The sequence below is a fragment of the Stenotrophomonas maltophilia group sp. P373 genome, assembly GCF_053295075.1.
This window is the reverse complement of the sequence record NZ_CM129994.1, coordinates 1,387,916-1,414,159: the sequence shown is the minus strand read 5'-3', so window position 1 is coordinate 1,414,159 and position 26,244 is coordinate 1,387,916. Positions and strand designations below refer to the sequence as shown.

23 protein-coding genes are annotated in these 26,244 nt (G+C 67.0%); 15 read left to right on the top strand and 8 right to left on the bottom strand.

Going from position 1 to position 26,244, the window contains the following annotated elements:
* Nucleotides 1-469 precede the first annotated feature (469 nt).
* From lpxD to ACSYHF_RS06450, 8 genes are all read left to right on the top strand, one after another.
* Nucleotides 470-1,492, top strand: a complete 1,023-nt coding sequence (lpxD, locus tag ACSYHF_RS06485; RefSeq protein WP_095378988.1) for a UDP-3-O-(3-hydroxymyristoyl)glucosamine N-acyltransferase — start codon at nucleotides 470-472, stop codon at nucleotides 1,490-1,492.
* Nucleotides 1,489-1,947, top strand: coding sequence for a 3-hydroxyacyl-ACP dehydratase FabZ (fabZ, locus tag ACSYHF_RS06480; protein ID WP_005415845.1), 459 nt, complete (start codon nucleotides 1,489-1,491; stop codon nucleotides 1,945-1,947). Before lpxD ends, fabZ begins: the two co-directional genes overlap by 4 nt.
* A 16-nt stretch (nucleotides 1,948-1,963) precedes the next feature.
* Nucleotides 1,964-2,755, top strand: coding sequence for an acyl-ACP--UDP-N-acetylglucosamine O-acyltransferase (gene lpxA, locus ACSYHF_RS06475; RefSeq protein WP_005415844.1), 792 nt, complete (start codon nucleotides 1,964-1,966; stop codon nucleotides 2,753-2,755).
* A 53-nt stretch (nucleotides 2,756-2,808) separates the two neighbouring features.
* Entirely contained in the window at nucleotides 2,809-4,011 is a 1,203-nt protein-coding gene (lpxB, locus tag ACSYHF_RS06470) for a lipid-A-disaccharide synthase (protein ID WP_447576426.1), read from the top strand.
* Entirely contained in the window at nucleotides 4,008-4,667 is a 660-nt protein-coding gene (locus ACSYHF_RS06465) for a ribonuclease HII (RefSeq protein ID WP_005415842.1), read from the top strand. Before lpxB ends, ACSYHF_RS06465 begins: the two co-directional genes overlap by 4 nt.
* Before the next feature lie 183 nt (nucleotides 4,668-4,850).
* Entirely contained in the window at nucleotides 4,851-8,441 is a 3,591-nt protein-coding gene (gene dnaE / locus ACSYHF_RS06460; RefSeq protein WP_111201421.1) for a DNA polymerase III subunit alpha, read from the top strand.
* Nucleotides 8,442-8,496: 55 nt separating this feature from the next.
* Nucleotides 8,497-9,366, top strand: a complete 870-nt coding sequence (locus tag ACSYHF_RS06455) for a hypothetical protein (protein WP_447576186.1) — start codon at nucleotides 8,497-8,499, stop codon at nucleotides 9,364-9,366.
* A 113-nt stretch (nucleotides 9,367-9,479) separates the two neighbouring features.
* On the top strand, nucleotides 9,480-10,439 hold the full coding sequence (locus ACSYHF_RS06450; RefSeq protein WP_005415839.1) for an acetyl-CoA carboxylase carboxyltransferase subunit alpha: 960 nt from the start codon (nucleotides 9,480-9,482) through the stop codon (nucleotides 10,437-10,439).
* 275 nt (nucleotides 10,440-10,714) lie between these two features.
* On the opposite strand, the gene ACSYHF_RS06445 is transcribed toward ACSYHF_RS06450, so the two are convergent.
* On the bottom strand, nucleotides 10,715-11,170 hold the full coding sequence (locus ACSYHF_RS06445; protein WP_005415838.1) for a CopD family protein: 456 nt from the start codon (nucleotides 11,168-11,170) through the stop codon (nucleotides 10,715-10,717).
* A 187-nt stretch (nucleotides 11,171-11,357) separates the two neighbouring features.
* Here ACSYHF_RS06445 and ACSYHF_RS06440 point away from each other — a divergent pair, with 187 nt between their 5' ends.
* Together ACSYHF_RS06440 and ACSYHF_RS06435 are read left to right on the top strand one after the other, a co-directional pair.
* The gene (locus tag ACSYHF_RS06440; protein ID WP_005415837.1) at nucleotides 11,358-11,948 is read left to right on the top strand and encodes a class I SAM-dependent DNA methyltransferase; all 591 of its coding nucleotides are present in this window, start codon (nucleotides 11,358-11,360) and stop codon (nucleotides 11,946-11,948) included.
* 93 nt (nucleotides 11,949-12,041) lie between these two features.
* Nucleotides 12,042-13,349 (top strand): polyhydroxyalkanoate depolymerase, encoded by a 1,308-nt coding sequence (locus tag ACSYHF_RS06435; RefSeq protein ID WP_139726927.1) that lies wholly within the window; start codon nucleotides 12,042-12,044, stop codon nucleotides 13,347-13,349.
* A 109-nt stretch (nucleotides 13,350-13,458) separates the two neighbouring features.
* On the opposite strand, the gene ACSYHF_RS06430 is transcribed toward ACSYHF_RS06435, so the two are convergent.
* Together ACSYHF_RS06430 and ACSYHF_RS06425 are read right to left on the bottom strand one after the other, a co-directional pair.
* The gene (locus ACSYHF_RS06430) at nucleotides 13,459-14,448 is read right to left on the bottom strand and encodes a sensor domain-containing protein (protein ID WP_069137999.1); all 990 of its coding nucleotides are present in this window, start codon (nucleotides 14,446-14,448) and stop codon (nucleotides 13,459-13,461) included.
* Nucleotides 14,445-14,810 carry a PadR family transcriptional regulator gene (locus ACSYHF_RS06425; protein WP_004150914.1) on the bottom strand — a complete coding sequence of 122 codons (366 nt, stop codon included), beginning with the start codon at nucleotides 14,808-14,810 and terminating at the stop codon, nucleotides 14,445-14,447. The genes ACSYHF_RS06430 and ACSYHF_RS06425 overlap by 4 nt, the downstream gene beginning before the upstream one ends.
* 136 nt (nucleotides 14,811-14,946) lie before the next feature.
* Here ACSYHF_RS06425 and ACSYHF_RS06420 point away from each other — a divergent pair, with 136 nt between their 5' ends.
* Nucleotides 14,947-15,849 (top strand): peptidylprolyl isomerase, encoded by a 903-nt coding sequence (locus tag ACSYHF_RS06420; RefSeq protein ID WP_447576185.1) that lies wholly within the window; start codon nucleotides 14,947-14,949, stop codon nucleotides 15,847-15,849.
* 576 nt (nucleotides 15,850-16,425) lie between these two features.
* Here the strand turns inward: ACSYHF_RS06420 and ACSYHF_RS06415 are convergent.
* Complete coding sequence (locus tag ACSYHF_RS06415; RefSeq protein ID WP_338167430.1) at nucleotides 16,426-17,298, bottom strand: DMT family transporter; 873 nt, start codon at nucleotides 17,296-17,298, stop codon at nucleotides 16,426-16,428.
* A gap of 115 nt (nucleotides 17,299-17,413) precedes the next feature.
* On the opposite strand from ACSYHF_RS06415, the gene ACSYHF_RS06410 reads away from it, so the two are divergent.
* Together ACSYHF_RS06410 and ACSYHF_RS06405 are read left to right on the top strand one after the other, a co-directional pair.
* On the top strand, nucleotides 17,414-18,358 hold the full coding sequence (locus ACSYHF_RS06410; protein WP_069138003.1) for a LysR substrate-binding domain-containing protein: 945 nt from the start codon (nucleotides 17,414-17,416) through the stop codon (nucleotides 18,356-18,358).
* A 68-nt stretch (nucleotides 18,359-18,426) separates the two neighbouring features.
* Nucleotides 18,427-18,720 carry a hypothetical protein gene (locus ACSYHF_RS06405; RefSeq protein WP_005415831.1) on the top strand — a complete coding sequence of 98 codons (294 nt, stop codon included), beginning with the start codon at nucleotides 18,427-18,429 and terminating at the stop codon, nucleotides 18,718-18,720.
* A gap of 31 nt (nucleotides 18,721-18,751) precedes the next feature.
* On the opposite strand, the gene ACSYHF_RS06400 is transcribed toward ACSYHF_RS06405, so the two are convergent.
* The gene (locus tag ACSYHF_RS06400) at nucleotides 18,752-19,567 is read right to left on the bottom strand and encodes a DUF4349 domain-containing protein (RefSeq protein ID WP_005415830.1); all 816 of its coding nucleotides are present in this window, start codon (nucleotides 19,565-19,567) and stop codon (nucleotides 18,752-18,754) included.
* The gene (locus tag ACSYHF_RS06395; protein WP_053497067.1) at nucleotides 19,564-19,920 is read right to left on the bottom strand and encodes a GFA family protein; all 357 of its coding nucleotides are present in this window, start codon (nucleotides 19,918-19,920) and stop codon (nucleotides 19,564-19,566) included. Before ACSYHF_RS06395 ends, ACSYHF_RS06400 begins: the two co-directional genes overlap by 4 nt.
* A gap of 112 nt (nucleotides 19,921-20,032) precedes the next feature.
* Here ACSYHF_RS06395 and ACSYHF_RS06390 point away from each other — a divergent pair, with 112 nt between their 5' ends.
* Together ACSYHF_RS06390 and ACSYHF_RS06385 are read left to right on the top strand one after the other, a co-directional pair.
* Nucleotides 20,033-21,841, top strand: coding sequence for a DUF885 domain-containing protein (locus ACSYHF_RS06390; RefSeq protein WP_329846429.1), 1,809 nt, complete (start codon nucleotides 20,033-20,035; stop codon nucleotides 21,839-21,841).
* Between the two features lie 144 nt (nucleotides 21,842-21,985).
* A complete protein-coding gene (locus tag ACSYHF_RS06385; protein ID WP_447576184.1) occupies nucleotides 21,986-22,987 on the top strand; it encodes a polysaccharide lyase in 1,002 nt (333 codons plus the stop codon).
* 6 nt (nucleotides 22,988-22,993) lie between these two features.
* Here the strand turns inward: ACSYHF_RS06385 and agp are convergent, their stop codons facing one another.
* Complete coding sequence (gene agp, locus ACSYHF_RS06380) at nucleotides 22,994-24,217, bottom strand: bifunctional glucose-1-phosphatase/inositol phosphatase (protein ID WP_338167428.1); 1,224 nt, start codon at nucleotides 24,215-24,217, stop codon at nucleotides 22,994-22,996.
* Between the two features lie 68 nt (nucleotides 24,218-24,285).
* The gene (gene smrA / locus ACSYHF_RS06375) at nucleotides 24,286-26,118 is read right to left on the bottom strand and encodes a multidrug efflux ABC transporter SmrA (RefSeq protein WP_111176269.1); all 1,833 of its coding nucleotides are present in this window, start codon (nucleotides 26,116-26,118) and stop codon (nucleotides 24,286-24,288) included.
* Between the last annotated feature and the right edge of the window lie 126 nt (nucleotides 26,119-26,244).

The following is a 26,244-nucleotide window of genomic DNA, read 5'->3' as shown; positions in this document are numbered from 1 at the left end:
GCCCCCGCATTCCACCTATCCCCCGCGCCGCTACGCATGCCATCCATGGCATGCGCCCTTCGGGCCGTTGCATAGCAACGTTGGGAATCGCTCCTGCGATTCCCAGGGGCGCGCCCCCCTTAACAAAGGGGGGCTCTCCACCAGACGGGGTGCGAAGCGCCGGGCTCTGCCCGGCGTTTTCGTTTGGCCTAGATGCCGGAAGCGCCCGCTCTGCTTTTGATCTTTTCTGTTTTTCCGTGGCTGGCACTCGCGCCAGGCCGTCGGAGGTCGGACGGGGTGGGGCTGCGGGGGTGTGAGCCGCATGGATGCGGCGACCAAGGCTACATGGACGTACTTGCGCCGCCCCCCGCAGCCCCGCCCCGTCCGACCCAGCCCATGACACTGGCTCTGCCGGCCGTGAGGGGCCCTGCCGTTGGCTGCATATGCCCCACCGCATGACCGAAATGGCGCCACACGTTAAACTCCCGCCGTGAATACTCCCACCTACACCGCCCAGCAACTCGCCGAGCAGTTCGGCCTGCAGGTCCATGGCGATCCCGCTACCGCCATCCATGGCGTGGCTACCCTCGCACATGCCGGTCCTGGCCAGCTGACCTTCCTTGCCAACCCCCGCTATCGCGTCCAGCTGGCCGACAGCCGGGCTTCGCTGGTGGTCCTGCGTGCCGATGACGTCGACGCCGCCCCCGGCGCCGCGCTCGTCGCCAAGGACCCGTACACCGCATTCGCCAAGATTGCCGCGCTGTTCGACATCGCGCCGACCCGCCCGCCGGGCATCCATCCCAGCGCAGTGATCGATCCCAGCGCCCAGGTCGCCGCCAGCGCCCATATCGGCCCGTTCGTCTCGGTCGGTGCGCGCAGCGTCGTCGGTGAGAACTGCATCATCGGCACCGGCAGCGTGATCGGCGAGGACTGCAGCCTGGATACCGGCTGTGAGCTGATCGCCCGCGTGACCCTGGTCACCCGGGTCACGCTGGGCAAGCGCGTGCGCGTGCATCCCGGTGCCGTACTCGGCGCCGATGGCTTCGGCCTGGCGATGGACGCCGGCAAGTGGATCAAGGTGCCGCAGCTCGGCGGCGTCCGCATCGGCGATGACTGCGAGATCGGCGCCAACACCTGCGTCGACCGTGGTGCGCTGGAAGACACCGTGCTGGACGAAGACGTGCGCCTGGACAACCTGGTGCAGATCGCGCACAACGTGCAGATCGGCGCGCACTCGGCCATTGCCGGCTGCACCGGCATCGCCGGCAGCGCCAAGATCGGCCGCTACTGCCTCCTCGGCGGCCACGTTGGCGTGGTCGGCCACCTCGAGATCTGCGACAAGGTCGTGATCACCGGCAAGTCGGTGGTCCGCAACTCCATCCATGAGCCGGGCGAGTATTCGTCCGGCACCCCATTGACCGACAACCGCACGTGGCGCAAGAACGCCGCGCGCTTCAAGCAGCTGGACGCATTGGCTCGCCGCGTTCTGGCTGCTGGCAAGGAGAAAGAATGAACGATTCGCTGCAGCTTCCGATCGACGTCTGCCAGATCCAGGAACTGCTTCCGCACCGCTACCCGTTCCTGCTGGTGGACCGGGTGCTTGAACTCGACGTCGAGGCCAAGCGGATCCTGGCGCAGAAGAACGTCAGCATCAACGAGCCGTTCTTCCAGGGCCACTTCCCGGGCCGCCCGATCATGCCCGGGGTGCTGATCATCGAAGCGCTGGCGCAGGCTGGCGGCGTCATGACCCAGCTCACGCTCGGCCGCGATGCGCAGTCCAAGCTGTTCTACATGGTCAAGGTGGAAAACGCCCGCTTCAACAAGCAGGTCGTGCCCGGTGACGTGCTGATGCTGGACGTGCAGATGAAGCGCCTGATCCGCAACATGGGCTGGTACTACGGCGAAGCCAAGGTCAACGGCGAAGTCGTCGCGTCGGCCGAGGTCATGTGTGCCGGCGCCAAGGGCTGATCCACTGGAGGCAGCAATGACTGACAACGCACCGCGGATCCACCCTACCGCCGTCATCGACCCGGCCGCACGCCTGGCTGACGATGTCCAGGTGGGCGCCTTCACCCTGATCGGCCCCGACGTTGAAATCGGTGCCGGCACGGTGGTGGGCCCCCATTGCAGCATCCACGGCCCGACCCGGATCGGCCGCGACAACCGCTTCGTCGGCCATGCCGCGATCGGTGGCGAGCCGCAGGACAAGAAGTTCGGCGGCGAGCGCACCGAACTGGTGATCGGCGATCGCAACGTGTTCCGCGAGTTCGTCACGCTCAACCGTGGCACCGGCGGCGGCGGCGGCATCACCACCATCGGCAACGACAACTGGATGCTGGCCTACACGCACGTGGCACACGACTGCCATGTCGGCAACTTCTGCGTGTTCTCCAACAACACCACCCTGGCCGGCCATGTGACCGTGGGCGACTACGTGATCATCAGCGGCTTCGCCGGTGCCCACCAGTTCTGCCGCATCGGCGCGCATGCCTTCCTCGGCATGGGCGCGCTGACCAATGGTGACGTACCGCCGTTCACCATGGTCGGCACCGATTCGCTGGGACGCCCGCGTGGCATCAACAGCGAAGGCCTGAAGCGGCGCGGCTTTGACGCTGACCGCATTTCGGCCATCAAGCGTGCGTACCGCACGCTGTACGTCGCGGGCCTGCCGCTGGCAGAGGCCAAGGTGCAGCTGACCGAACAGGCGCGTGACAGCGACGACGTGAAGGCGATGCTGGACTTCATCGAGCACGCCGAGAGGCCCCTGCTGCGATGAGCAGCTCGACCGGCCAGGCGCCGGCCGGCGCCGCGGTGATCCCGCTTGCCTCGATGGCCGGCAGCGTTCCCGCGCAGCGGGTGCTCAGCGAGCGCCCGTTGCGGATCGCGCTGGTTGCCGGTGAAGCCTCCGGCGACCTGCTCGGTGCGGGCCTGGTGCGTGAACTGAAGGCGCGCTTCCCGAATGCCGAGTTCGCCGGTATCGGTGGCGACGCCATGCGCAGCGCCGGCTGCCAGACCTGGCACGATGCCAGCGAGCTGGCGGTGATGGGCCTGACCGAAGTGCTGCGCCACCTGCCGCGCCTGCTCAAGCTGCGCTCGGCGTTCCGCCAGCGTGCGCTGGACTGGCAGCCGGACGTGTTCATCGGCATCGACGCCCCCGACTTCAACCTGGGCATCGAGCGCTGGCTGAAGCAGCGTGGCGTGCGCACCGTGCATTACGTCAGCCCGTCGGTCTGGGCCTGGCGCGAAAAGCGCGCCGAGAAAATCGGCAGCAGCGCCGACCTGGTGCTGTGCCTGTTCCCGATGGAGCCGCCGATCTATGCCCGGCTCGGCATCGACGCGCGCTTCGTCGGCCACCCGATGGCCGATGACATTCCGCTGCAAGGCAACCGCGAGGAAGCACGCGCCGCGCTCGGCCTGCCGGCCTCGGCCAAGGTGCTGGCGGTGTTGCCGGGCAGCCGCCTCGGCGAGATCTCGCGCCTGGGCGAACCGTTCTTCGAAGCCGCCTGGCAGGTCTCCGAACGCATTCCGGGCCTGCATGTGGTGGTGCCTGCCGCCAACCCGGCCTGCAGGCAGCTGATCGAAGAACAGCTGTCGCGCTCGGCGCTGCCGGTGGCCTACTCGCACGTGCTTGACGGCCAGGCGCGCAACGCGATGATCGCCGCCGACGTGGTGGTGCTGGCCTCCGGCACCGCGACCCTGGAAGCCATGCTGGTGAAGCGGCCGATGGTGGTCGGTTACCGCGTCAACGAACTGACCTATCGACTGGTCAAGGCGCTTGGCCTGATCAAGGTCGACCGCTTCGCCCTGCCCAACATCCTGGCCGGCCAGGACCTGGCACCGGAGCTGATGCAGCACGACTGCACGCCGGACAGGCTGGCCGCGGCCATCCAGCAGTGGTTCGACCACCCGCAGCGGGTGATCGACCTGCAGGACACTTATGTGCGCCTGCACGAGCGACTGCGACGCAACGCCTCGGCGCGTGCCGCCGATGCCGTCGGCGAGCTGCTGATGCGCGACCAGGCGCAGGCATGAGCCGCCGCCACGCCGCAGCAGCAAGCCTGGCCCTGTTCGACGGTACGGCAGTGGTCGAGCCGGAGCGCCTGGTCGCCGGTGTCGACGAGGCCGGGCGTGGCCCGCTGGCCGGGCCGGTGGCGGTGGCGGCGGTGGTATTCGATCCGTCACGGCCACGGATCAACGGCCTGGATGATTCCAAGCAGTTGACCGCTGCCCGCCGCGAGCAGCTGCATGACCGCATCGTCGAGCGCGCCCTGGCCTGGCATGTGGTGCTGGTGGACGTGGACACCATCGACCGCCTGAACATCTACCAGGCCACCCTGCAGGGCATGCGTGACGTCGTTGCAGCGGTCGCCCACGTGGCCGGCTTCGCCCGCATCGACGGCAACGTGGTACCCAAGGGCCTGGTACTGCCGGCGCAGGCGCTGGTCGGCGGCGATGGCATCGACCGCGCGATCATGGCCGCCTCGATCCTGGCCAAGGTCTCGCGCGATCGCTACATGCAGGACGTGCACGCCCGCCACCCCCAGTATGGGTTCGAGCAGCACAAGGGCTATGGCACTCCGGCCCACCTGGCCGCCCTGCGCGAGCACGGCCCCTGCGTGGAGCACCGGCGCAGCTTCGCCCCGGTGCGCGAGTGCCTGGAAGCGCCGGCTGTCGCGGCCATCGCCTGAGCCTGCTCGGCGCTACAGGAGGCGGCCTCCCGCACGCCTGAATCCGGCGCCACGCCGTGCCCCTGTCAAGCCTTGTGGCAACCCCCTGCCCTCGCTACCCTGACCGGGCATTCCAGCGCTTCCCGACCCCGGCGACGAACCTCCGTCAGCACCCGGGGCCCGCGCGCTCCAACCTGGTCCGGCATGTCCAACTCCCGCTTCGTACATCTCCACGTCCACACCGAGTTCTCGCTGGCGGACTCGACCATCCGCGTGCCGGCCAAGCCGGACCAGGCGGACCCGAAGAAGGCCAAGCAGGCCAACCTGCTGTCGCGCTCGGTCGAGCTCGGCCTGCCTGCGCTGGCGGTGACCGATCTCAACAACCTGTTCGCCCTGGTCAAGTTCTACAAGGCCGCCGAAGGCGTGGGCATCAAGCCGATCGCCGGTGCCGACGTGCTGATCGCCGAGGAAGGCCAGGACCCGTGGCGGATGACCCTGCTGTGCCGCGACCGCGAGGGCTACCTGAGCCTGTCACGGCTGCTGACCCGCGCCTGGATGGAGGGCCATCGCCCGGAAGGCGGCGTGGCCATCCACCCGGACTGGCTGAAGGCCGGCAATGCCAACCTGTTCGCGCTGGCCGGCCGGCAGAGCCTGGCCGGGCGCCTGGCACTGGACGGCAAGCATGAACTGGCCGAGCAGCAGCTGGCCGACTGGCAGCGCGTGTTCGGCGATGGCCTGCACCTGGAGCTGACCCGTACCGGCCGCGAGGGCGAGGAAAGCTTCAACCAGTTCGCGCTGATGGCTGCCGGCCAGCGCGGCCTGCCGGTGGTCGCCAGCAATGACGTGCGCTTCCTGTCGCCGTCGGATTTCAGCGCGCACGAAGCGCGCGTGTGCATTTCCACCGGCCGCGTGCTGGACGATCCCAAGCGTCCGCGCGAGTACAGCGACCAGCAGTACCTGAAGTCGGCCGAGGAGATGTGCGCGCTGTTCGCCGACATCCCCGATGCGATCGACAACACGCTGGCGCTGGCCGAGCGCTGCAACATCGAGATGCGGCTGGGCACCTACTTCCTGCCCAACTACCCGGTGCCCGACGACGAGACCCTGGACACCTGGATCCAGAAGATGTCGCGCGACGGCCTGGAAGAGCGCCTGGAGAAGAATCCGCTGGCGCCGGGCAAGACCCGTGAGGAGTACTTCGAGCGCCTGGAGTTCGAGCTCAACACCATCATCAAGATGGGCTTCCCCGGCTACTTCCTGATCGTGGCCGACTTCATCCAGTGGGGCAAGAACCAGGGCATCCCGATCGGTCCCGGCCGCGGCTCGGGTGCCGGCTCGCTGGTGGCCTGGGCGCTGAAGATCACCGATCTGGACCCGCTGCCGTACAACCTGCTGTTCGAGCGATTCCTGAACCCGGAACGCGTGTCGATGCCCGACTTCGACATCGACTTCTGCATGGACCGCCGCGACGAGGTGATCGACTACGTCGCGCGCAAGTACGGGCGCGAGCGCGTCAGCCAGATCATCACCTACGGCACCATGGCCGCCAAGGCGGTGGTGCGCGACTCCGGCCGCGTGCTCGGCTTCCCGTATGGCCTGGTCGACGGTGTTTCCAAGCTGATCCCGAACATCCTGGGCATCCACCTGAAGGATGCGCTGGGCAAGGGCAAGGAAGGCCCGAGCTCGGAAATGGCCTCGGCCGAACTGATCCAGCGCTATGAAACCGAGGACGATGTCCGCGACCTGATCGATCTGGCGCTGCAGCTGGAAGACCTGACCCGCAACGCCGGCAAGCACGCCGGTGGCGTGGTGATCGGGCCCGAGCCGCTGAGCGAGTTCTGCCCGCTGTACGCCGAACACGACGAAAATGGGCTCGGCAAGAATCCGGTCACCCAGTTCGACAAGAACGACGTGGAAGAAGTGGGCCTGGTGAAGTTCGACTTCCTCGGCCTGCGCACGCTGACCATCATCGACTGGGCAGTGAAGGCGATCAACAAGCGCCACGAACGCGCGGGCATTCCGCCGGTCGACATTGCCGCGATCCCGCTCGACGATGCGCCCACCTACAAGGACATCTTCGCCAACGGCAACACCGGCGCGGTGTTCCAGTTCGAATCCTCGGGCATGCGCCGCCTGCTGAAGGACGCGCGCCCCGACCGCTTCGAAGACCTGATCGCGCTGGTGTCGCTGTATCGCCCCGGCCCGATGGACCTGATTCCCTCCTTCAACGCGCGCAAGCACGGCCAGGAAGAGATCATCTATCCCGATCCGCGCACCGAAGCGATTCTGAAGGACACCTACGGCATCATGGTGTACCAGGAGCAGGTGATGCAGATGGCGCAGATCGTCGGCGGCTACTCGCTGGGCGGCGCTGACCTGCTGCGACGCGCGATGGGCAAGAAGGTGCCGGCGGAAATGGCCAAGCACCGCGAGATCTTCCGCGAAGGTGCAGCCAAGGGCGGCGTCGATGGCCCCAAGGCCGACGAAATCTTCGACCTGATGGAGAAGTTCGCCGGCTATGGCTTCAACAAGTCGCACGCCGCTGCATACGCACTGGTCAGCTACCAGACCGCCTGGCTGAAGCGCCATTACCCGGCCGAGTTCATGGCGGCCACGCTGTCTTCGGACCTGGACAACACCGACAAGGTGGTCGGCTTCCTCGACGAGGTGCGCAACCTCGGCCTGACCGTGCTGCCGCCGAAGGTGAACCAGTCGGCCTTCATGTTCGAAGCGGTCACACCGGACACGATCCAGTACGGTCTGGGCGCGATCAAGGGCGTCGGCCAGGGCGCCTGCGAAGCGGTGGTCGAGGAACGACTGAAGGGCGGACCGTTCAAGGATCTGCTGGACTTCTGCACCCGTGTCGGCTCGGCCAAGCTCAACCGGCGCACGCTGGAAGCGATGATCAACTGTGGCGCGCTCGATGAACTCGGCCGCAACCGTGCCTCGCTGATGCTGCAGCTGCCGGAAGTGATCAAGGCCACCGACCAGATGGCACGCGAGCGTGCGTCCGGGCAGAATTCGCTGTTTGGCGGGCCCGATCCGAGCACCGTTTCGATCCAGCTGGACCTGCCGGAAGCCGAAGAATGGCCGCTGCTTCAGCGCCTCAACGGCGAGCGCGACACGCTGGGCTTCTACCTCAGCGGCCACCCGTTCGATCCCTGGCGCGACGATGTGCGCGATCTGGTAGGCAACGACCTGGGTTCGGTGGAGAAAATCTGGAGCGCCAACAGCGGCGGCGGCGGTGGCGGCGAGAAGCGCTGGCGCCCGGAAGTGCAGACCGTGCTGGCCGGCCAGGTGGTCGGCGTGCGCCGCAAGGGCGAAAGCCAGATCTTCATCCAGCTGGAGGACGGTCGCGGCCGGGTGGAGTGCAGCGCGTTCTCCGATGCGATGGCCGAGTTCGGCCACCTGATGACCAAGGACCGCATCCTGGTGGTCAAGGGCGGCCTGCGTGAGGACGAATTCAACGGCGGCTTCGCGTTGCGCATCCGCCAGTGCTGGGACTTCGACGAAGTGTGCGCCAACTACGCCACGCGGCTGTCGCTGCGCCTGGACCTGCGCCAGCAGCGCCCGGTCTGGGAGCGCATCAATGCCCTGCTCGACCGCCATCGCCCGGGGCGCACGCCGCTGCGCCTGGACCTGCTGCTGAAGGGCCCGCACGGCGGTGTCGCCGGCATGCTGGATGTCTCCGGGCAGAGCGCAGTGCGCATCGATTCCAAGCTGATGGAGGCGCTGCGCGCCGACCCGGCCGTACGCACGCTGAAGGTGCGCTACAGCCCGCCGTGGGCCAGCTGAGGCTGGCTGCTTCGTGTTCCTGTTTTCCCGTTCCAGTCATCAAGGACGATTGCCGATGAAGACCCTGCTGTTCCCGTTCGTTGCCGCACTGGCGCTGGCCGCCTGCTCGCCGTCGAAGATCGAGTTCCAGATCGACAATCCGACCGACACGCCGCTGGCGCTGAGCATCGATGGCAAGGACCTGCCGGTCGCCGCGCACGGCTCGCGCCCAGTTTCGCTGGCCGTGGGCGAGCATCGCCTGCACACCGACACGCTCGGCGATGTGCGCTTCATCGTCTACGTCGATGGCCGCGGCGGCCTGATCAACCCGACCCTGAGCGAGTACGTGATCGCACGCGAGGTTTATGTCACCGACGAGAGCAAGCTGAAGAACTTCGGCACCGGCAAGGCCGGCATCGAGCTGGGCGGCGTCGACTTCGAGGGCCCGTTCGAGAAGACCCACGAACTGTTCATCGACAAGACCTGGACCTACGGCGTGCGCGAACCCTTCCCGAAGGAAAAGGTGGTCGCCCACGTCGATTCCAGTGGTGGCCAGATCGTCGCCAAGGTGTTCACGGCACCGGATTTCATCGCCTACGTCGAGGAAGGCATGGGCGAGCCGGGCGCGTTCAAGCGCGAACAGCCGGCCGGCTACGTGGCCCCGGCATACAGCCTTGAACCGGCACCGGCCAGCCTGCCGGCGCTGGCACCGGCCTTCGAGGCGCATGCCGCGCCGCTTCGCGAGGTCTACGCGCGATGGCTGAAGGCCACCACCGCCGATGAACAGAAGGCCCTGCGCAAGCAGGACTTCGCTGCGCAGATGGCCTTCACCTCGGCCACCGCCACCCTGGGCAGCGGCCTGGGCCGGGAGGCTAACGAGGCCTACAACGACTTCGTTTCCCGGCGCAGCCAGTTGATGGGCCGCAGCGCCCTGGTGGTGCCCTGAGCTGACTGGCGCCGCCTGCCCGGCTGCGCTACCGTCGCCTTCCAGACGAAGGCGTACGGGTGGTTTGCACGCATTCGGCTAGAATTGCCCCCTTCTTTACACGACGGCTTCCGATGAATCCGAACTACCTCGACTTCGAGCAACCCATCGCCGACCTGGAAGCCAAGATCCAGGAACTGCGCAACGCCAGTGCCGGGCCGGCGGTCAATGTCGAGGCGGAAGTGCACGCGCTGCAGGACAAGCTGCGCATGCGCACCGCGCAGATCTTCCGCAACCTGACCTCGTGGCAGGTGCTGCAGCTGGCCCGGCACCCGTCGCGTCCGTACACCGCCGACTACATCCGCGTCATGTTCGATGAGTTCCAGGAGCTGGCCGGTGACCGCGCCTTCGCCGACGACAAGGCGATCATGGGCGGCCTGGCCCGCATCAATGGCCGCGCGGTAATGGTGATCGGCCACCAGAAGGGCCGCGACACCAAGGAAAAGATCAAGCGCAACTTCGGCATGCCCAAGCCGGAGGGTTACCGCAAGGCGCTGCGCCTGATGAAGATGGCAGAGCGCTTCGGCCTGCCGGTGCTGACCCTGATCGACACCGCCGGCGCCTGGCCGGGCATCGACGCCGAGTCGCGCGGCCAGTCCGAAGCGATCGCGCGCAACCTGATCGAGATGGCCGAGCTGAAGGTGCCGATCATCTGCACCGTGATCGGTGAAGGCGGCTCCGGCGGTGCGTTGGCACTGGGCGTGGGCGACCGCACCGTGATGCTGGAATACGCGGTGTACTCGACCATCACCCCGGAAGGCTGCGCCTCGATCCTGTGGAAGGACGCGGGCAAGGCCAAGGAAGCGGCCGAGCAACTGGGCCTGACCGCCCCGCGCCTGAAGAGCCTGGGCCTGGTCGACAAGGTCGTGCGCGAGCCGACCGGTGGCGCCCACCGCAACCCGACCCAGATGGCCAAGCGCCTGAAGGCCGTGCTGCTGAACGAGCTGGACGCGCTGGAAAAGCTCTCCACCGAGCAACTGCTGGAGCAGCGCTACACGCGCCTGCGCAGTTACGGCACGTACGAAGCAGCCTGATTCATCGGCTTGTTACTTTCTTGCTCGTGCAAGAAAGTAACCAAAGAACACGCCGCCGAACGCGAGCCGGTGCCACGCACCGGTTCCCTGCGCTTCTCGGTGAATCAGGGGACGGCGCCGAACTCGCTGCGCTCAGACATCGGCGCCTCTTCGCCCCTGTATCACCTGCGATGCTCGGCTCGCTCATGGCGGACCTGAACATCAAAAGCCACAGCTGCACCCAGTAGATCCACGCCATGCGTGGATGCATCTGTGCGATGCGCTGCGCGCCCCGTTCAGAACGGCTTGGCCAGCACCAGCCACACGATCGGAATGAACGCCAGCAGCGGGATCTCGTTGATCCAGCGCAGCGCGCGCGACGACGGCAGCGCCCTGCCCTTGGACACGCCCTTCAACAGACGGCCGATCCAGCTGAAATACACCAGCAGCACCACCACCAGGCCCAGCTTGGCGTGCAGCCAGCCAGCGCCGCCCGGCGCGACCATGGTCGGGAAATCCGGGATGACCTTGTAGCCCAGCCACAGCACCAGGCCCAGCACAAAGGCCAGGCCGAACATCGAGTGGCCGAAACGGTACAGGCGCAGGCCCATCAGCTGCAGGCGCTCGGTCACCGCCGGCTGGCCTGCGGTCTCGGCCAGGTTGACCAGGATGCGCGGCAGGTAGAACACCGTGGCCATCCACGCCACCACGAACACGATGTGGAAGGTCTTGACCCAGTAGTAGCTCTGCATGCGCTCGCTCCGGCGGCTGGCGTAGATGGGCGCCTATTGTCGCAGTAGAGCCACCTCATGGGTGGCTGCCGCGTCCAATCGCCGCATCAGGACAGCCATGCGTGGCGTGGCTCTACTGCGGGTCCGCCACACCCGGGGGCGCAACGCCGTACGATAGGCGCCGTTTCCCCCGACCGCGCACCGCCCCATGGACAAGACCTACGACGCCGCCTACTTCCAACGCTGGTACCGCCGCGCCGACATCGGCGGCAGCGCCCGCCTGGCGCGCAAGGTCGCGTTGGCCGTGGCCAGTGCCGAGTACTACCTGGAACGACCGATCCGCAGTGTGCTGGACATCGGCTGCGGCGAAGGCGCCTGGCGCGCACCGCTGCTGAAGCTGCGTCCGAAGGTCGAATACCTGGGCTTCGACAGCAGCGAGTACGCTGTGCGCCGCTACGGCCGCACCCGCAACCTGCACCTGGCCAGCTTCGGCGACTTCGCCTGGCTGCGGCCCTGCGCCCCGGTCGACCTGCTGGTGTGTTCGGACGTGATGCACTACGTGCCCGACCGCGAGCTGCGCGCCGGCCTGGCCGGCGTGGCCGAGCTGACCGGCGGTGTGGCCTTCCTGGAGACCTTCGCCGCCGAGGACGCGTTCGAAGGCGACCACGACGGCTTCCAGGCCCGCCCAGCACGCTGGTATCGGCGGACGCTGGCCCGGCACGGCCTGCAGCCGGTAGGGTCGCACTGCTGGCTGGGCCCCGCCCTGGCAGGCGATGCCGCCGCGCTGGAACGGATGTGAATCCGGATTCATTATTTTCAGCCAACTTAACCTGCGGGACACCCGGATGGGATATGCTGCGCGGCAACATATGACCATACATATTCGGTCGTCATGCTCTATCAACTGCACGAACTGACCCGCAACCTGCTCGCCCCCTGGGTGCACCAGGCCCAGGCCAACGCCAGATTCTTCGCCAACCCGGGCCACTGGTGGTCGCAGATGCCCGGCGCTGATCGCCTGGCGGCGGTCAATGAGCTGTTCCACCGCATCGGCAAGGATTACGAGAAGCCCGAGTGGGGCATCAACGAAATCGAGGTCGACGGCGAGCGCGTGCCGATCGTCGTGCACGAGGAAGTGAGCAAGCCGTTCTGCAAGCTGCTGCGCTTCAAGCGCCACAGCAATGAAGCCGACCAGCTGCACACCATGCTCAACCAGCCGTTCGTGCTGGTGGTGGCACCGCTGTCCGGGCACCACGCCACGCTGCTGCGCGATACGGTGCGCACGCTGCTGCGCGACCACCGTGTGTACGTCACCGACTGGGTGGACGCGCGCATGGTGCCGGCCAACGAAGGCGAGTTCGGCCTGGACGACTACATCGCCTACATCCAGGAGTTCATCCGCCATCTGGGCGTCGAACGCCTGCACGTGGTCAGCGTGTGCCAGCCGACGGTACCGGTGCTGGCCGCGGTTTCACTGATGGCCAGCCGTGGCGAGCCGACTCCGCGCACCCTGGTGATGATGGGCGGCCCGATCGATGCGCGCTGCAGCCCGACCGCGGTGAACAACCTGGCCACGCAGAACCCGCTGTCGTGGTTCGAGAACAACGTCATCCACACCGTGCCGGCCAGCTATCCCGGCGCCGGCCGCCGCGTGTATCCGGGCTTCCTGCAGCACGCCGGCTTCCTGTCGATGAACCCCAGCCGCCACTTCAGTTCGCACTGGGATTTCTACACCGACCTGGTCAAGGGCGACCTGGAAGACGCCGACGCGCACCGTCGCTTCTACGACGAGTACAACGCGGTGCTGGACATGCCGGCCAAGTACTACCTGGATACCATCCGCGTGGTGTTCCAGGACTTCCTGCTGCCGCGTGGCGAGTGGGTGGTCAACGGCGAGAAGGTCGACCCGTCGGCGATCCGCGATACCGCGCTGCTGAGCATCGAGGGCGAACTGGACGATATCGCCGGCCTTGGCCAGACCGAAGCAGCGCAGGCGCTGTGCACCGGCATTGCTACTGACCGCCGCGAGCATTTCATCGTCGAAGGCGCCGGCCACTACGGCATCTTCAGCGGCCGTCGCTGGCGCGAGGTGGTGTATCCGAAGGTGCGCGACTTCTTCGCCGCGCATGCCGAAGCACCTGCGGCGAAGGCCACGAAGAAGAAGAGCAACGTCACTCCGTTGCGGCGAAAGGCGGGGTAACTCCCCGCCGTGGGGTCGGATCCCTTTCCAACGGAAAGGGCTCTGACCCAGCATGATGGGATCCGGGGTCAGAGCCCTGTTCTCCGAACAGGGATCCGACCCCTGACCATTACAACCGCACCAGCAGGTTCTTGGCGATCAGCCCGTGCAGCTTGCCGATGCCGCGTGCCAGGTGCATCGTCAGCAGCAGCAGCAGCGCGCCCGCCGCGGCAACCGCGATCGCCACCAGCGGCGAGGCCGCCATCGGCAGTACATTCACGTCGTTGATGTACACACCCGGGATGTCGCCACTGAAGATCGCCGCAACCGGCGCCCAGATCAGGCTCAGCGACAGCGACAGCAGCGTCACCGCGATGGTGAAGTAGATCACGCCCAGCGGCAGCATCAGCACGAAGTACAGCAGGGTCAGCCAGGTACGGCCATCGGTGAACATGTCGCCGATGCGCTGCAGCCACGTGCGGCTGCGGTCGGTGTAGCGCGGACGGCGCGGCATGCGCTCGCCCAGCAATGCTTCCACCAGCCGCCCTTCCAGCAGCGCCAGCCCGCGCACCGAGCCGAAGAACAGCACGGTCAGCGGAATGCCGACGATCAGGATCAACAGGCCGAGCGAGAGCGACAGGCCGGTCACCACCCAGGTGAAGAAGAAAATGCCGGTGGCCAGCGACAGCAGCATGTAGAACAGCGCGCCATAGGTATGCGGATCGGCCACCACGCCGAAGAAGCGCGCCAGCAGCGAGCGTTGCACCGGCGCCGGCGGCGGTGAGGCCGGCTCGACGCCACTGGCTTCCGCCGCCGCACGCAGCACCGGCGCGGTATCCGCACGCGGCGTGCGCAGCGCGCGGTTCACTGTCACTTCGGTCTCGCGGTAGATGTCGGCCACTTCGTCCGGCGCGCCATAGCTGCCGGCAACGTCGGCGATCACCTCGGCCTCGCTGCGGCCGGGCTGCGCGGCCAGCTCCGAGCGCAGGTATTCCTCGGCGTCGTACAACGCGTCCTGCACCATCGCCGGATCGGCACCTTCCAGCGCAGCGCGCAGCTGCGCCAGGTACTGCGGAATGGTGGTCGGCAGGGCGCGGCCTGCCAGGCTCGGGTCGTTCATTGCGGTACCCCCTCCAACACGGAATCGACGGAATCACGGGTGGCCTGCCACGCCTGGCGCCACTGCGCCAGCACCTCGCGGCCACGTTCATTGATGCGGTAGTAGCGCCGGGGCGGACCACTGCTGGATGGCTCCACATGGCTTTCCAGCAGCCCGGCGCCCTCCAGGTTGCGCAGCACCGGGTACAGCGCGCTCTGCTTGCCGCTCAGCACGCCCTCGCCCACCCGCTCCAGCTCCTTGGCAATGAGATAGCCGTACAGCGGCTCCCCGGCCCGGGCCAGCACCGCCAGCAGGGCCAGCGACACGGTTCCGGCGCTGAGCTCCTTCTGGAACTTCTTCAGGTGGACATCGTCCTCGGACATGGCCGGTCCTCCACTACGTTGAAGTCCACAGTAGTGCGAAGTTCGGTATAGCGAATGTGTCGTTAGTCACTCTGCCGGTTGGCGTGACCGGATTGCTCGCGCAGAATCGAAGCCTCGTTCATGTTCCGGGGTTCCCATGCCGCACCGCCGTCGCCTTGCCCTGACCGCCCTCGCCCTCGCCTGCCTGCTGCCCGCCATGGCCAGCGCGGCCTCGCCTTACCGCAGCCCGCAGCAGATCTTGGACGCCTCGCCGGCCAGCGACTGGCGCACGCCGGCCCCGGCCAACCTGCTGTACATGGACCTGCCGGCCGGGCGCGTGATCATCGAGCTGGCGCCGCAGTTCGCCCCGCGCCATGTCGCCAACATCCAGACCTTCGCCCACGAGCACTTCTGGGACGGCACCAGCATCTACCGCTCTCAGGACAACTTCGTGGTGCAGTTCGGCGATGCCGACGCCGATGACGCGGCCAAGGCCAAGCCGTTCGGCAGCGCCGCGCGCAAGCTGCCGGCTGAATTCGAGCGCGCCAGCGCTGGCCTGAAGGTCAGCGTGCTGCCGGATCGCGATGGCTGGGCCGCGCAGACCGGTTTCGTCGACGGCTTCCCGGTCGGCCAGGACCCGCAGGCCGGCAAGGCCTGGCTGGCACATTGCTACGGCATGCTGGGCGCCGGCCGCAGCAACGAAGAGGACAGCAGCATCGGTGCCGAACTCTACGTGGTGACCGGCCAGTCACCGCGTCAGCTCGACCGCAACATCACCCTGGTCGGCCGCGTGCTGAAGGGCATGGAACTGCTCAGCGCGACCCCGCGCGGACCGGCGCCGATGGGCTTCTACACCGACCCGAAGCTGCGCACGCCGATCGTGTCGATCCGCCGTGCCAGCGACGTGCCGGCGGCCGAGCGCACACCGATCCAGGTACTGCGTACCGACTCGAAGACCTTCGCCGATACGGTGGAGGCGCGGCGCAACCGCGTGGATGATTTCTACAAGCGCCCGGCGGGGCATATCGATCTCTGCAATATTCCGGTGCCGGTGCGGTAGGAGCCTGGCTTGCTGCGCGTTGCGCGTGCTGAAGGTACGTCACTGTTCATGGGCGTTACTTTTCTTTGTACGCAAAGAAAAGTAACCAAAAGAAACGTTCCGCCGGTCGCGAGCCGGCGCTGCGCGCCGGTACCCTGCGCTCCTCGGCCCGTCGAGGGACGGCGCGGGAACTCGCTGCGCTCAGACACCCGCGCCTCTTCGCCCTCGCCGGACCTGCGGTGCTCGGCTCGCTCAAGGCGGATCCAAGATCAAAGGCAGAAGCGGTCGCTTCGCTCGCCGGACCCGGCACTACCAAGCATCGTCGTGCAGCTGTGGCTCTTGACCTTGGGTCCGCCTTGAGCGAGCCGAGCATCGCAGGGGAATCAGGGGCGAAGAGGTGCCGATGTCTGAGCGCAGCGAGTTCGGCACCGTCCCCTGATTCACCGAGAAGCGCAGGGGACCGACGTGCGAAGCGCGGCGGCTCGCGACCTGGCGGCGCGTTTCTTTTGGTTACTTTTCTTTTCGCGCGAAAAGAAAAGTGACGCCCATGAACAATGAAGCACCTTCAGCACGCGCCACGCGCAAAACGCCAACGCCTCAGCCCTTCTGACTCACCGCCACGCTCCCCAGAATCAACGCCCCCGCCACCAACATCTGTACCGTCACCGCCTCGCCCAGGAACAACCACGCAAACGCCGCACCGAACAACGGAATCAGGTAGGTCACCGTCGACGCCCGCGACGGGCCGATACGACCGATCAGGCGATAGAACATCAGGAACGCCAGGCCGGTGCAGGCCACGCCCAAGGCGATCGCTGCACCCCAGGCCTTCAGCGGAATGGCGGCCTGTGGCCAGTGCGTCACCGCCATCGGCAGCATCCACAGCGAGGCGCACGACAGCGTTGCCGCCGCGGCGGCGGCCGACGGCAACCCGGTCATGTGCCGCTTCACCAGGTTCACGCCCAGGCCGTACAGCAGCGATGCCGCCGCACCGGCCAGCACTGCGGTGCCGATGCTCAGGCCGGAGACCTTGGCCGTGGCCAGCACCACCACGCCGGCGAAGCCGACCAGCAGCGCCCCGGCACGACGCATGCCGATCTTCTCGCCGAAGAACAGGAACGCGATCAGCGCGGCGAACAGCACCGTCATCGCATTGCAGATCGCACCGATCGCGGCCGGCGCCTGCTCGGCGGCATAGGCAAACAGCACGAACGGCAGCGCTGAGTTGATCAGGCCGATCGGTGCCAACCACAGCCAGCGCCGCGGCGGGAACTGCGCGCGGGCGCGCCACAGGAACGGCAGCAGCACCAGCGCGCCCAGCACCAGCCGTACCTCGACCAGCGCGAATGGGCCGAACGACGGCACCGCCACCCGCATGAACAGGAACGAGCAGCCCCAGATGGCGCCCAGCAGGGTCAATTCCAGCGGCGTGCGCCAGTCGCGCTCGGCCGCCTGTGGGATCGCATTCATGTCCTGCCTCCGTCCATCGTCTGTTCCTCGCCAAGGCAGACAGGATCAGGCGCAGACGCCCGCCGCACAAGCGCGTAGTATCGCTGTCAGCCACAAATATGGTTTGAGGCTCGACATGCTGCTCCGTCCTTCCCTGCTCCCCGCACTGGCCGTGTTCGCGGTCGCCGCACGCCACCAGAATTTCGCCCAGGCCGCGCAGGAGCTGCACCTGACCGCCAGCGCGGTCAGTCACCACGTGCGCCGCCTGGAAGAAGTACTTGAAGTTCGCCTGTTCCTGCGCCACGCCCGCGGCGTGCGCCTGACCGCCGAGGGTCGGCAGCTGGCCGACGCCGCCAGCGCCGCCTTCACCGATGTCGCGGCGGTGGCCCATCACCTGCAACCGGATGCCGACAGCGTGCCGCTGCGGATCACCACGCTGCGCTCGCTCTCGTACTGCTGGCTGCTGCCGCGACTGCCACGCTTCACCCAGGCCTATCCACACATCCGCATCGAGCTGCACACCGGCAGCGGGCTGGATCGCTACGACGACAACGGACCGGAAGTCGGCATCCGCTACGGGCTGGGCCAATGGCCGGGCCTGCGTGCGCAGCACCTGATGGATGACTACCTGTTCCCGGTGGCCTCACCGGCACTGGCCGGGGTCGAAATGCTGGTCGATCCGGCGCGCATCGCCGAGCTGCCGCTGCTGACCGACCTGTCGCCGCAGGGCTGGCGCGACTGGTTCCGCCACGCCGGCGCGCGCCCGCCGTCGCCGATGCCGCCGATGCACACCTTCGCCGACAGCACCGACGCGATGCGTGCAGCGGTGTATGGCATGGGCGCGGTGCTGGCGCGCACCCACATCGCCCAGCCCTACCTGCAGCGCTACGAGGTGGTGCGCCTGCCCGGCCCGGCATTGAAGGCGCGCTATGCCTATCACGTGGTGCACGCAGAAGGGCAACCGCCGAGCCCGGCTGCGCGCCTGTTCATCGACTGGTTGCTGGAACAGGCGCAGGACGAGCGCACGCCGATCCCGGCATTGCCGGACAGCCTGCTCGGGCGGCCGGCAACGCACGCCTGACTGCGCCCTCACCCGTTCTTTGCCTCACGCTGGCTAGGCTGCTGGCGAACCCACAACGTACCTATGCCATGGCCATGCTGCGACTGCGCATCACCGGAACCGAAGACGACGCCCGCGCCATCAGCGACCTGCTGCTCGGCCTGGACGGCATCGAACATGTCGAAGAAACCGACGACCTGATGCCGCACATGGACGACGACGATTCCAGTTCGGCCGGGCTGTCCGATGACATCGGCCCGGGCATCCACGAGCTAGAAGTGGAAGTCGGCAATGAAAGCACCGCGCAGAAGGTGCGCGATGCGGTGCAGGAACTGGCGCTGGAGCTCGATGTGTTCGTCGAGTACGAGACCGACGAGGGCTGATGCCGGCTGACGGCCGGCATCGGCCTTCATCTCAGGGGTTGGGCGGTAGCTTACGACGGCGGCGACGCCACCATGCCCGCACACCCCAGGCCGCGATCAAGGCCAGCACCGCCACCGGCAGCAGCGCGGCAGCAGCGCGGATCAGGAACGCAATGCTGGTGCTGAGGATGCTGCCCGACTCGCTCAGCGCCTCGCCGATCTCACTGCGGCTGCGCTGGCCAGAGGTGGTGTCGAAGTGGATCGCCACCAGCTGGGTATCGATGCGCCGACGCTGCTGCGCGGCGTCCTTGTTGGCCTGCTCGACACCCGCCTCGATCTCCGACAGGCGCGTGGTGATCGCCATCAGGTCTTCGACCTTCAGGTCCTTGCGGTCCTGGTAGGACAGCAGGCGGGCGTGCTCCTTTTCAAGCCGCGCCTTGGTCAATGCCGTGTCGGCCACCGCCTGCGCGAGATCCTCGGCGCGCGTATTGCGGGACTGCAGCTTGCCGCCTTCACCAGCCATCGCGATCAGCGGCTCGGTGCCCTTCGGGGCGATGCGCACCTTCACTTCACCGCTGGGCTGCTCGCCGCCGTGCTGCTCGACCTGCAACACTGCACAGTCACCGAACTTCGCGCTCTGGCAGGCCTGAGCGATCTGCTGGATGCGCGGTGCGATCTGCGCCGCTTCCAGCTGCACCTGCACGTCGTGTTCGTAGGCCAGGAAGGCGCCTTCCGGCGAAGCGATGGCCGCCTCCGCGGCCGTGGCGCCCGCATCCCCCACCATGTCGCCCTGCTTGGCGCAGGCGCCCAGCGCCAGCAGCAGTACCGGCAGCGCCGCCCTGCGCGTCCACGCTCGCACCGGCCTCACAGTGCCGCTCCGTCGTAGGAGGTCACCGAAAGGCCAGCCAGATCCACCTGCGGCACGCAGCGCACGTTCACCGCCACCATCGGTGTGCCGGTGCGAGGGTCGACCGCTTCGCTGTAGGGAGCGATACCACACTGGCGGCAGTGGTGGTGGTCGATGTGGGCCTTGTTGAAGTGGTAGGTGGCCACGTCAGCCGGATCGGTGGCCAGCTGGAACGCCGCACGCGGGGCGAACCACAGCAGGCTGCCGCGACGCCGGCACATCGAACAGTTGCAGTCGATGACGTCGCTGATCGGCGCCTCGGCCTGTACGGTGAATGCGATCCTGCCGCAATGACAGCTTCCTTGGTATTCCATGTCCTGCGCTCCTTTGGAGGGTCCTTGAATCCGCCCATGGTAATCCTATGGCACGGGGACAAAGCAGCGACGGGGCCCTATGCTCAGGGTTTGACCCCGTACAGGAATGCCGATGCGCCCGCATCTTCTTGCCCTCGCCCTGGTCGCCGCGCTGGCCGGTTGCCAGCCGGCCGACGCCCCGACCAATGCTTCCACCCCGGCCGCCAGCCAGCAGGCCGGTGACGCGGCGGTCGACGCCGCCTTCGCCGATCTGTCCAAGCGCGCGCTGGACACCTGGATGCAGCTGTCGCCAGTCAGCGCCACCCAGATCGGTGACCACCGCTACGACAGCGAGCTGGACGACCTGAGTGCCGCCGGCCAGCAGAAGACCGTGGCCGCCTACAAGGCGCTGCTGGGCGAGCTGGACAAGATCGCGGTGGCCAAGCTGGGCCGTGAGAACCAGGTGGACGCAGCGATCCTGCGCAACCAGCTGCAGTCGGAAATCTGGAACGCCGAAGTGCTGCAGTCCGGCAAGTGGGACCCGCAGCTGTACAACGGCGTCGCCGGCAGCGCGATCTACGGCCTGATGGCGCGCGAGTTCGCACCGCTGCCGGAGCGCCTGAAGGCGGCCACCGCGCGCATGGAGAAGCTGCCGGCGATCTTCGCCCAGGCCCGCGAGAACCTGGACCCGGCCCGCGTGCCGAAGATCCACGCCGAGACCGTTGCCAAGCAGAACAAGGGCATCCTCAGCATCGTCGATACCTTCATCACCCCGCACATCGGCGAACTGCCGCAGGCCGACCAGCAGCGCCTGCAAGCGGCCATCGACGGCCTGAAGAAGGCCGTGGACGAGCAGCAGACCTGGCTGGACAAGACCCTGGTACCGAACGCCAAGGGCGACTTCCGCATCGGTGCGGAGAAATACGACCAGAAGCTGAAATTCGCGCTGAGCTCCTCGCTGTCGCGCCAGGAGATCGGTGAGCGTGCGCGCGCCGAACTCAAGCGCGTGCGCGAGGACATGTACGGCATCGCGCAGACCGTGCTGAAGGACAAGCCGGATGCACCTGAGATGCCGGCCCAGCCGACCGACGAGCAGCAGCAGAAGGCGATCGAGGCCGCGCTGGAACTGGCCTACGCCGACAAGCCGGCACGCGACAAGGTGGTCGACGATGCCAAGGCCGCGCTGGAGCAGTCCACCGCGTTCGTACGCGAGCACGATCTGATGACGCTGCCCGATGCGCCGGTGGACATCATCCTGATGCCGGAATTCCAGCGTGGCGTGGCCGTGGCCTACTGTGATTCGCCGGGCCCGCTGGACAAGAACCTGAAGACCTTCTACGCCGTGTCGCCGATTCCGGACGACTGGAACGAGAAACAGGTCGACTCGTTCCTGCGTGAGTACAACTCGCGCATGATCCACCTGCTCAGCATCCATGAAGGTACTCCGGGCCATTACCTGGAAGGCTGGCACTCGGCCAAGTTCCCCTCGACCCTGCGTGCGGTGTTGCGTTCAGGCCTGTTCGCCGAAGGCTGGGCGGTCTACACCGAGCGCATGATGCAGGAGCAGGGTTACCTCAACAACGATCCGCTGTTCCACCTGGTGCAGCTGAAGTTCTACCTGCGCACCATCTCCAACGCGATCCTCGACCAGGGCGTGCACGTGGACAACTGGGATCGCGAAAAGGCGATGCACCTGATGACCCACGACGCGTTCCAGCAGGAAAGCGAAGCGGCCGGCAAGTGGGTGCGCGCGCAGCTGACGTCGGCACAGCTGCCGACCTACTTCGTCGGTGCGCAGGAACACTTCGACACCCGCAAGGCAGTGCAGGAGAAGCTGGGCGACAAGTTCAACCTGAAGGCGTACCACGACCAGGTGCTGTCCTACGGCGCACCGCCGGTGCGTTTCGCCCGCCAGCTGATGCTGGACCAGCCGATCGAGTGATCGCGCAGGTGTGAGTTGAACGAGAGCGGCCCGGGCAAACCCGGGCCGTTCCGTTTGCACAGGATCGCCACGCCATCGCCGCATCACATGCCGGCAACGGAGCCAGGCGCATCGTTCGCCGGGTTCCCCCTTCCACCGGCATCCATGTCTCTCCCTCTGCTCCGCCTTGCACTGCTGCCCGCACTGCTGGCCAGCGCCTGTGCCTTTGCTGCGTGCCCTGCGCCACCCGCTGGCCAGCCCGACATCCGTGCCCTGGGCTACTACACCGACAAGGCCGGCTCGGTGATCGACCCGGCACTGCACCAGCAGAACAAGGATGCCACCGCGCCGCTGGACCGCTATGCCGCCGACGTGGCGCACATGAGCGACGACTATCTGCGCAGCGGTGACCCGGCAGCGGCGCAGTGCACGTTGAACTGGCTGGGTGCGTGGGCCGACGAGGGCGCCATGCTCGGGCAGATGATCCGGGTCAACAACGATCAGTCGTTCTACATGCGGCAGTGGATGCTCGATGCGGTGGCCATGGCCTACCTGAAAGTGCATGACCAGGCCGACCCGCAGCAGCGCGCGCGCATCGATCCGTGGCTGCAGCAGCTGGCAAGGGCCAACCTGTCCTACTGGGACAACCCGAAACGGCGCCGTAACAATCACTACTACTGGGGCGGCCTGGGCGTGCTGGCCACCGGCCTGGTCACCGATGACCAGACCCTGTGGCAGGCTGGTCATGCAGCCTTCCAGAAGGGCATCGATGACATCCAGGACGATGGCAGCCTGCCGCTGGAAATGGCGCGCGGGCAACGTGCCCTGCACTACCACGACTACGCGCTGACGCCGCTGGTGATGATGGCGGAGCTGGCGCGGCTGCGCGGTCAGAACTGGTACGCCAGACGCGATCACGCCATCGACCGCCTGGCGCGTCGCGTCATCGAAGGCAGCAAGGACCCAGCGTGGTTCAACCAGCAGACCGGTGTTGCACAACTGCCCCTGCAGGCCAGCGGATGGGTCGAGTTCTACCGGTTGCGCTCACCCAATGGCGGCCTGTTCGATGCCGCGCATGCACGCGGACCGTTCCATTCGCCGCGCTTGGGCGGTGACCTTACCCTGATGGCCACGCACGGCATCGTGCGCACGCCCCTGCGCTGGTGACGCGCCTCAGCGGGCTGCCGGTTGCAGCAGACGCTGGAATTCCGCGATGGTGCAGCCCTGCGCCGCGCAGCCCGGCACCCGCAACGCGACATGGCCCGGCGGCTGCGCCTCGGTCAGCGGCTGTGCGCCACGCAGCTGTGCGGTGGTCGGGTAGACGTAGGCCAGGCGAAACCGCTCGCCACCCGTCTGGCGGTCACGCCAGCGCTCGAACTGCAGCAGGCCACCGATCGGCGTCTTCTCGTACTGGCCCGGCAACGTGTAGTCGGTGATGCCCAGCGCCGCCAGCACGGAACCGATGTTGGAGTCATGGCCGACCAGCAGGGTCACCTTCGGTGACGCCGGATCAGCGAACAACGCATTGACGTGGGTCAGTAGCGGTCCGGCGACATCCTGCGCCACCTCGGCGGTGCTGAACAGGATGTCCTGGTAAAGGTTGCGGATCTGCGCCAGCGCCTGCCATTGGGCCCGGGTGTTCAATCTCCCCCAACCGTCGTGGCGCATGCCACTGCCCTGGTAATGCTCCATCAACAGCGCATCAACCAGCCCGCTGGCCAGTGCCAGTGAACCGGAGGCGCGAGGCTCCTTGCCCGGCTCCGCACTGAAGGAGGTATCGGCCGGCACCAGATGACAGTCGCTGCGCCCCGCACAGGCCGCCGACTGCGGGTAACGGGTGATTTCCTCCACCACGGAAAGTGCCGGGGCCAGATCCGCTGCCGCCAGCGCGTTCTGCATTGCCGCCAGCGCGCGGGCGCGGAAGGCAGGGTCATCGTTATGGATCACCGGATCGAACAGTGGATCCATCGTCCCCAGCGGCGTGCGCTGTTCGACCGCAGCAGGGCAGCCCGGGAAGGCGCCAGCAACGAAGAACTGCGCGGTGGCCTGGGTGCGCTGCAGGCTGTTGGCATGGGCGTGGAAGTCAACCGGCTGCGGGCAACCCGACGCCGGCAACAATTGCGCCTGGCGCAGCCACTGGCCGATGTAGCGCCCCATGTAGACCTCCAGTACGCCGCCCTTGGTGGTCAGCTCGCCCGGTGCCACGTCCCAGCGTTGCCAGGTTTCAGGGGTCGCTTTGGCGAGTGCGCCGAACGCCACCATCGGTGCGCGCAGGTTGTGGCGGCTGAGCAGGATGACCTGCTGCAGTTGCTCGTCGGCGACGGGTGCGGCCATCGCGGTCGCAGTGCTCACGGCCAGCGCGATCAGCAGAAACAGGGAGCATAGGGCGCGGATCATGCAGGTCTCCAGAAGCACGCCGGGGTCGGAGCCTTTTCCGAAGGAAAGGGCTCCGACCCCGGAAGTACTCATTGATCGGCCGCCACGAAACCACCGGTCTGTCGCGCCCACAAGCGCGCGTACAGGCCACCGGCCGCGATCAGTTCAGCATGACTGCCAGTCTCGACGATGCGGCCCTGGTCCATCACCACCAGCCGGTCCATGCGCGCGATGGTCGACAACCGGTGCGCGATCGCGATCACCGTCTTGCCGCCCATCAGCTCATCCAGGCTGTCCTGGATCGCCGCTTCCACTTCCGAGTCCAGCGCCGAGGTCGCTTCGTCCAGCACCAGGATCGGCGCGTCCTTCAGCAGCACGCGGGCAATGGCGATGCGCTGGCGCTGGCCACCGGACAGCTTCACCCCGCGCTCGCCGACATGCGCGTCGTAGCCACGACGCCCCTGCCCGTCCACCAGCGTATCGATGAAGGCTTCGGCACGCGCCTTGGCTACGGCAGCACGCAGCTGCTCCTCGGTCGCATCGGGACGGCCGTACAGCAGGTTGTCGCGGATCGAGCGATGCAGCAGCGAAGTGTCCTGGGTGACCACGCCGATCTGCTGGCGCAGGCTTTCCTGGGTGACGTAGGCGATGTCCTGGCCGTCGATCAGGATGCGGCCACTCTCCAGGTCGTACAGGCGCAGCAGCACGTTCACCAGGGTCGACTTGCCGGCACCGGAAGGACCGACCAGGCCGATCTTCTCGCCCGGCTTCACCACCAGGTCGAGGCCGGCGATCACGCCGCCCTTCTTGCCGTAATGGAAGTGGATGTCCTGGAAGTGCACGCCACCGCGGGTCACCTGCAGCGGCACCGCGTCCCCGCGGTCCTGCACGGTCAGCGGCTGGGCGATGGTGGTGATGCCATCCTGCACCGTGCCGATGTCCTCGAAGATGCCGTTGATGGTCCACATGATCCAGCCGGACATGTTGTGGATGCGGATCACCAGACCGGTCGCCAGCGTGATCGCGCCCACGGTGATATGACCGCCATTCCACAGCCACAGCGCGAGCCCACAGGTGCCGGCAATCAGGAAACCGTTGACGATGGCGATGGTCAGGTCCATGCCGGTGGTTACCCGGGTCTGCGCGCGGTGCTTGACCGCCAGTTCCTGGATCGACTCGGCCACGTAGGCCTGTTCGCGCCCGCCATGGGCGAACAGTTTCAGCGTGGGAATGTTGGTGTAGCCATCGACGATCCGGCCCATCGCCTTGGAGCGCGCTTCGGACGCAATCCAGGCCCGTTCCTTCGCGCGCGGCACGAAGTAGACCATGATCACCGCATAGGCCAGCAGCCACAGGACCAGCGGCACCATCAACCGCCAGTCCGCCTGCGCGAACAGGTACAGCGCCGTGCCGGTATAGACCACGATGTACCAGAGCGAGTCGACCATCTGTACCGCCGACTCGCGCAGCGAGGTACCGGTCTGCATCACCCGGTTGGCGACGCTGCCGGCGAAGTCGTTCTGGAAGAAGCTCAGGCTCTGCCGTACCACGTAGTTGTGCATCAGCCAGCGCGAGCGGTTGCTCAGGCCGGGCACGATCGCCTGGTTGACCAGCAGGTTGTGCAGGCCCACCAGGATCGGCCGCGCGATGACCGTGATGAACAGCATCCAGCCCAGTTCATTGGCATGGCGCTTGAAGAAATCGGCACCGGGCTGCTCGGCGACCATGTCGACGATGCGGCCCAGGTAGTCGAACATGGCCACTTCCACCAGCGCCAGCAGCAGGCCGGCAATCAGGGTCGCCAGCAGCACCGGCCAGACCGGGCGCAGGTAGTGCAGGTAGAACGGCAGCACCTTGCGCGGTGGCATGCGCCCATCCACGGGCGGGAAAACCGGGATCAGGGATTCAAACCAACGGAACATCGCATTCCCTCGCCATCAATAGCCGGCGGAGTATCCCACGCCGGATGTGTACGCCGGCCGACGATGCCGCGGCGCCGGTAGTGCCGGCCGCTGGCCGGCAACCTCGCGACGTTTCCAGGGATCATG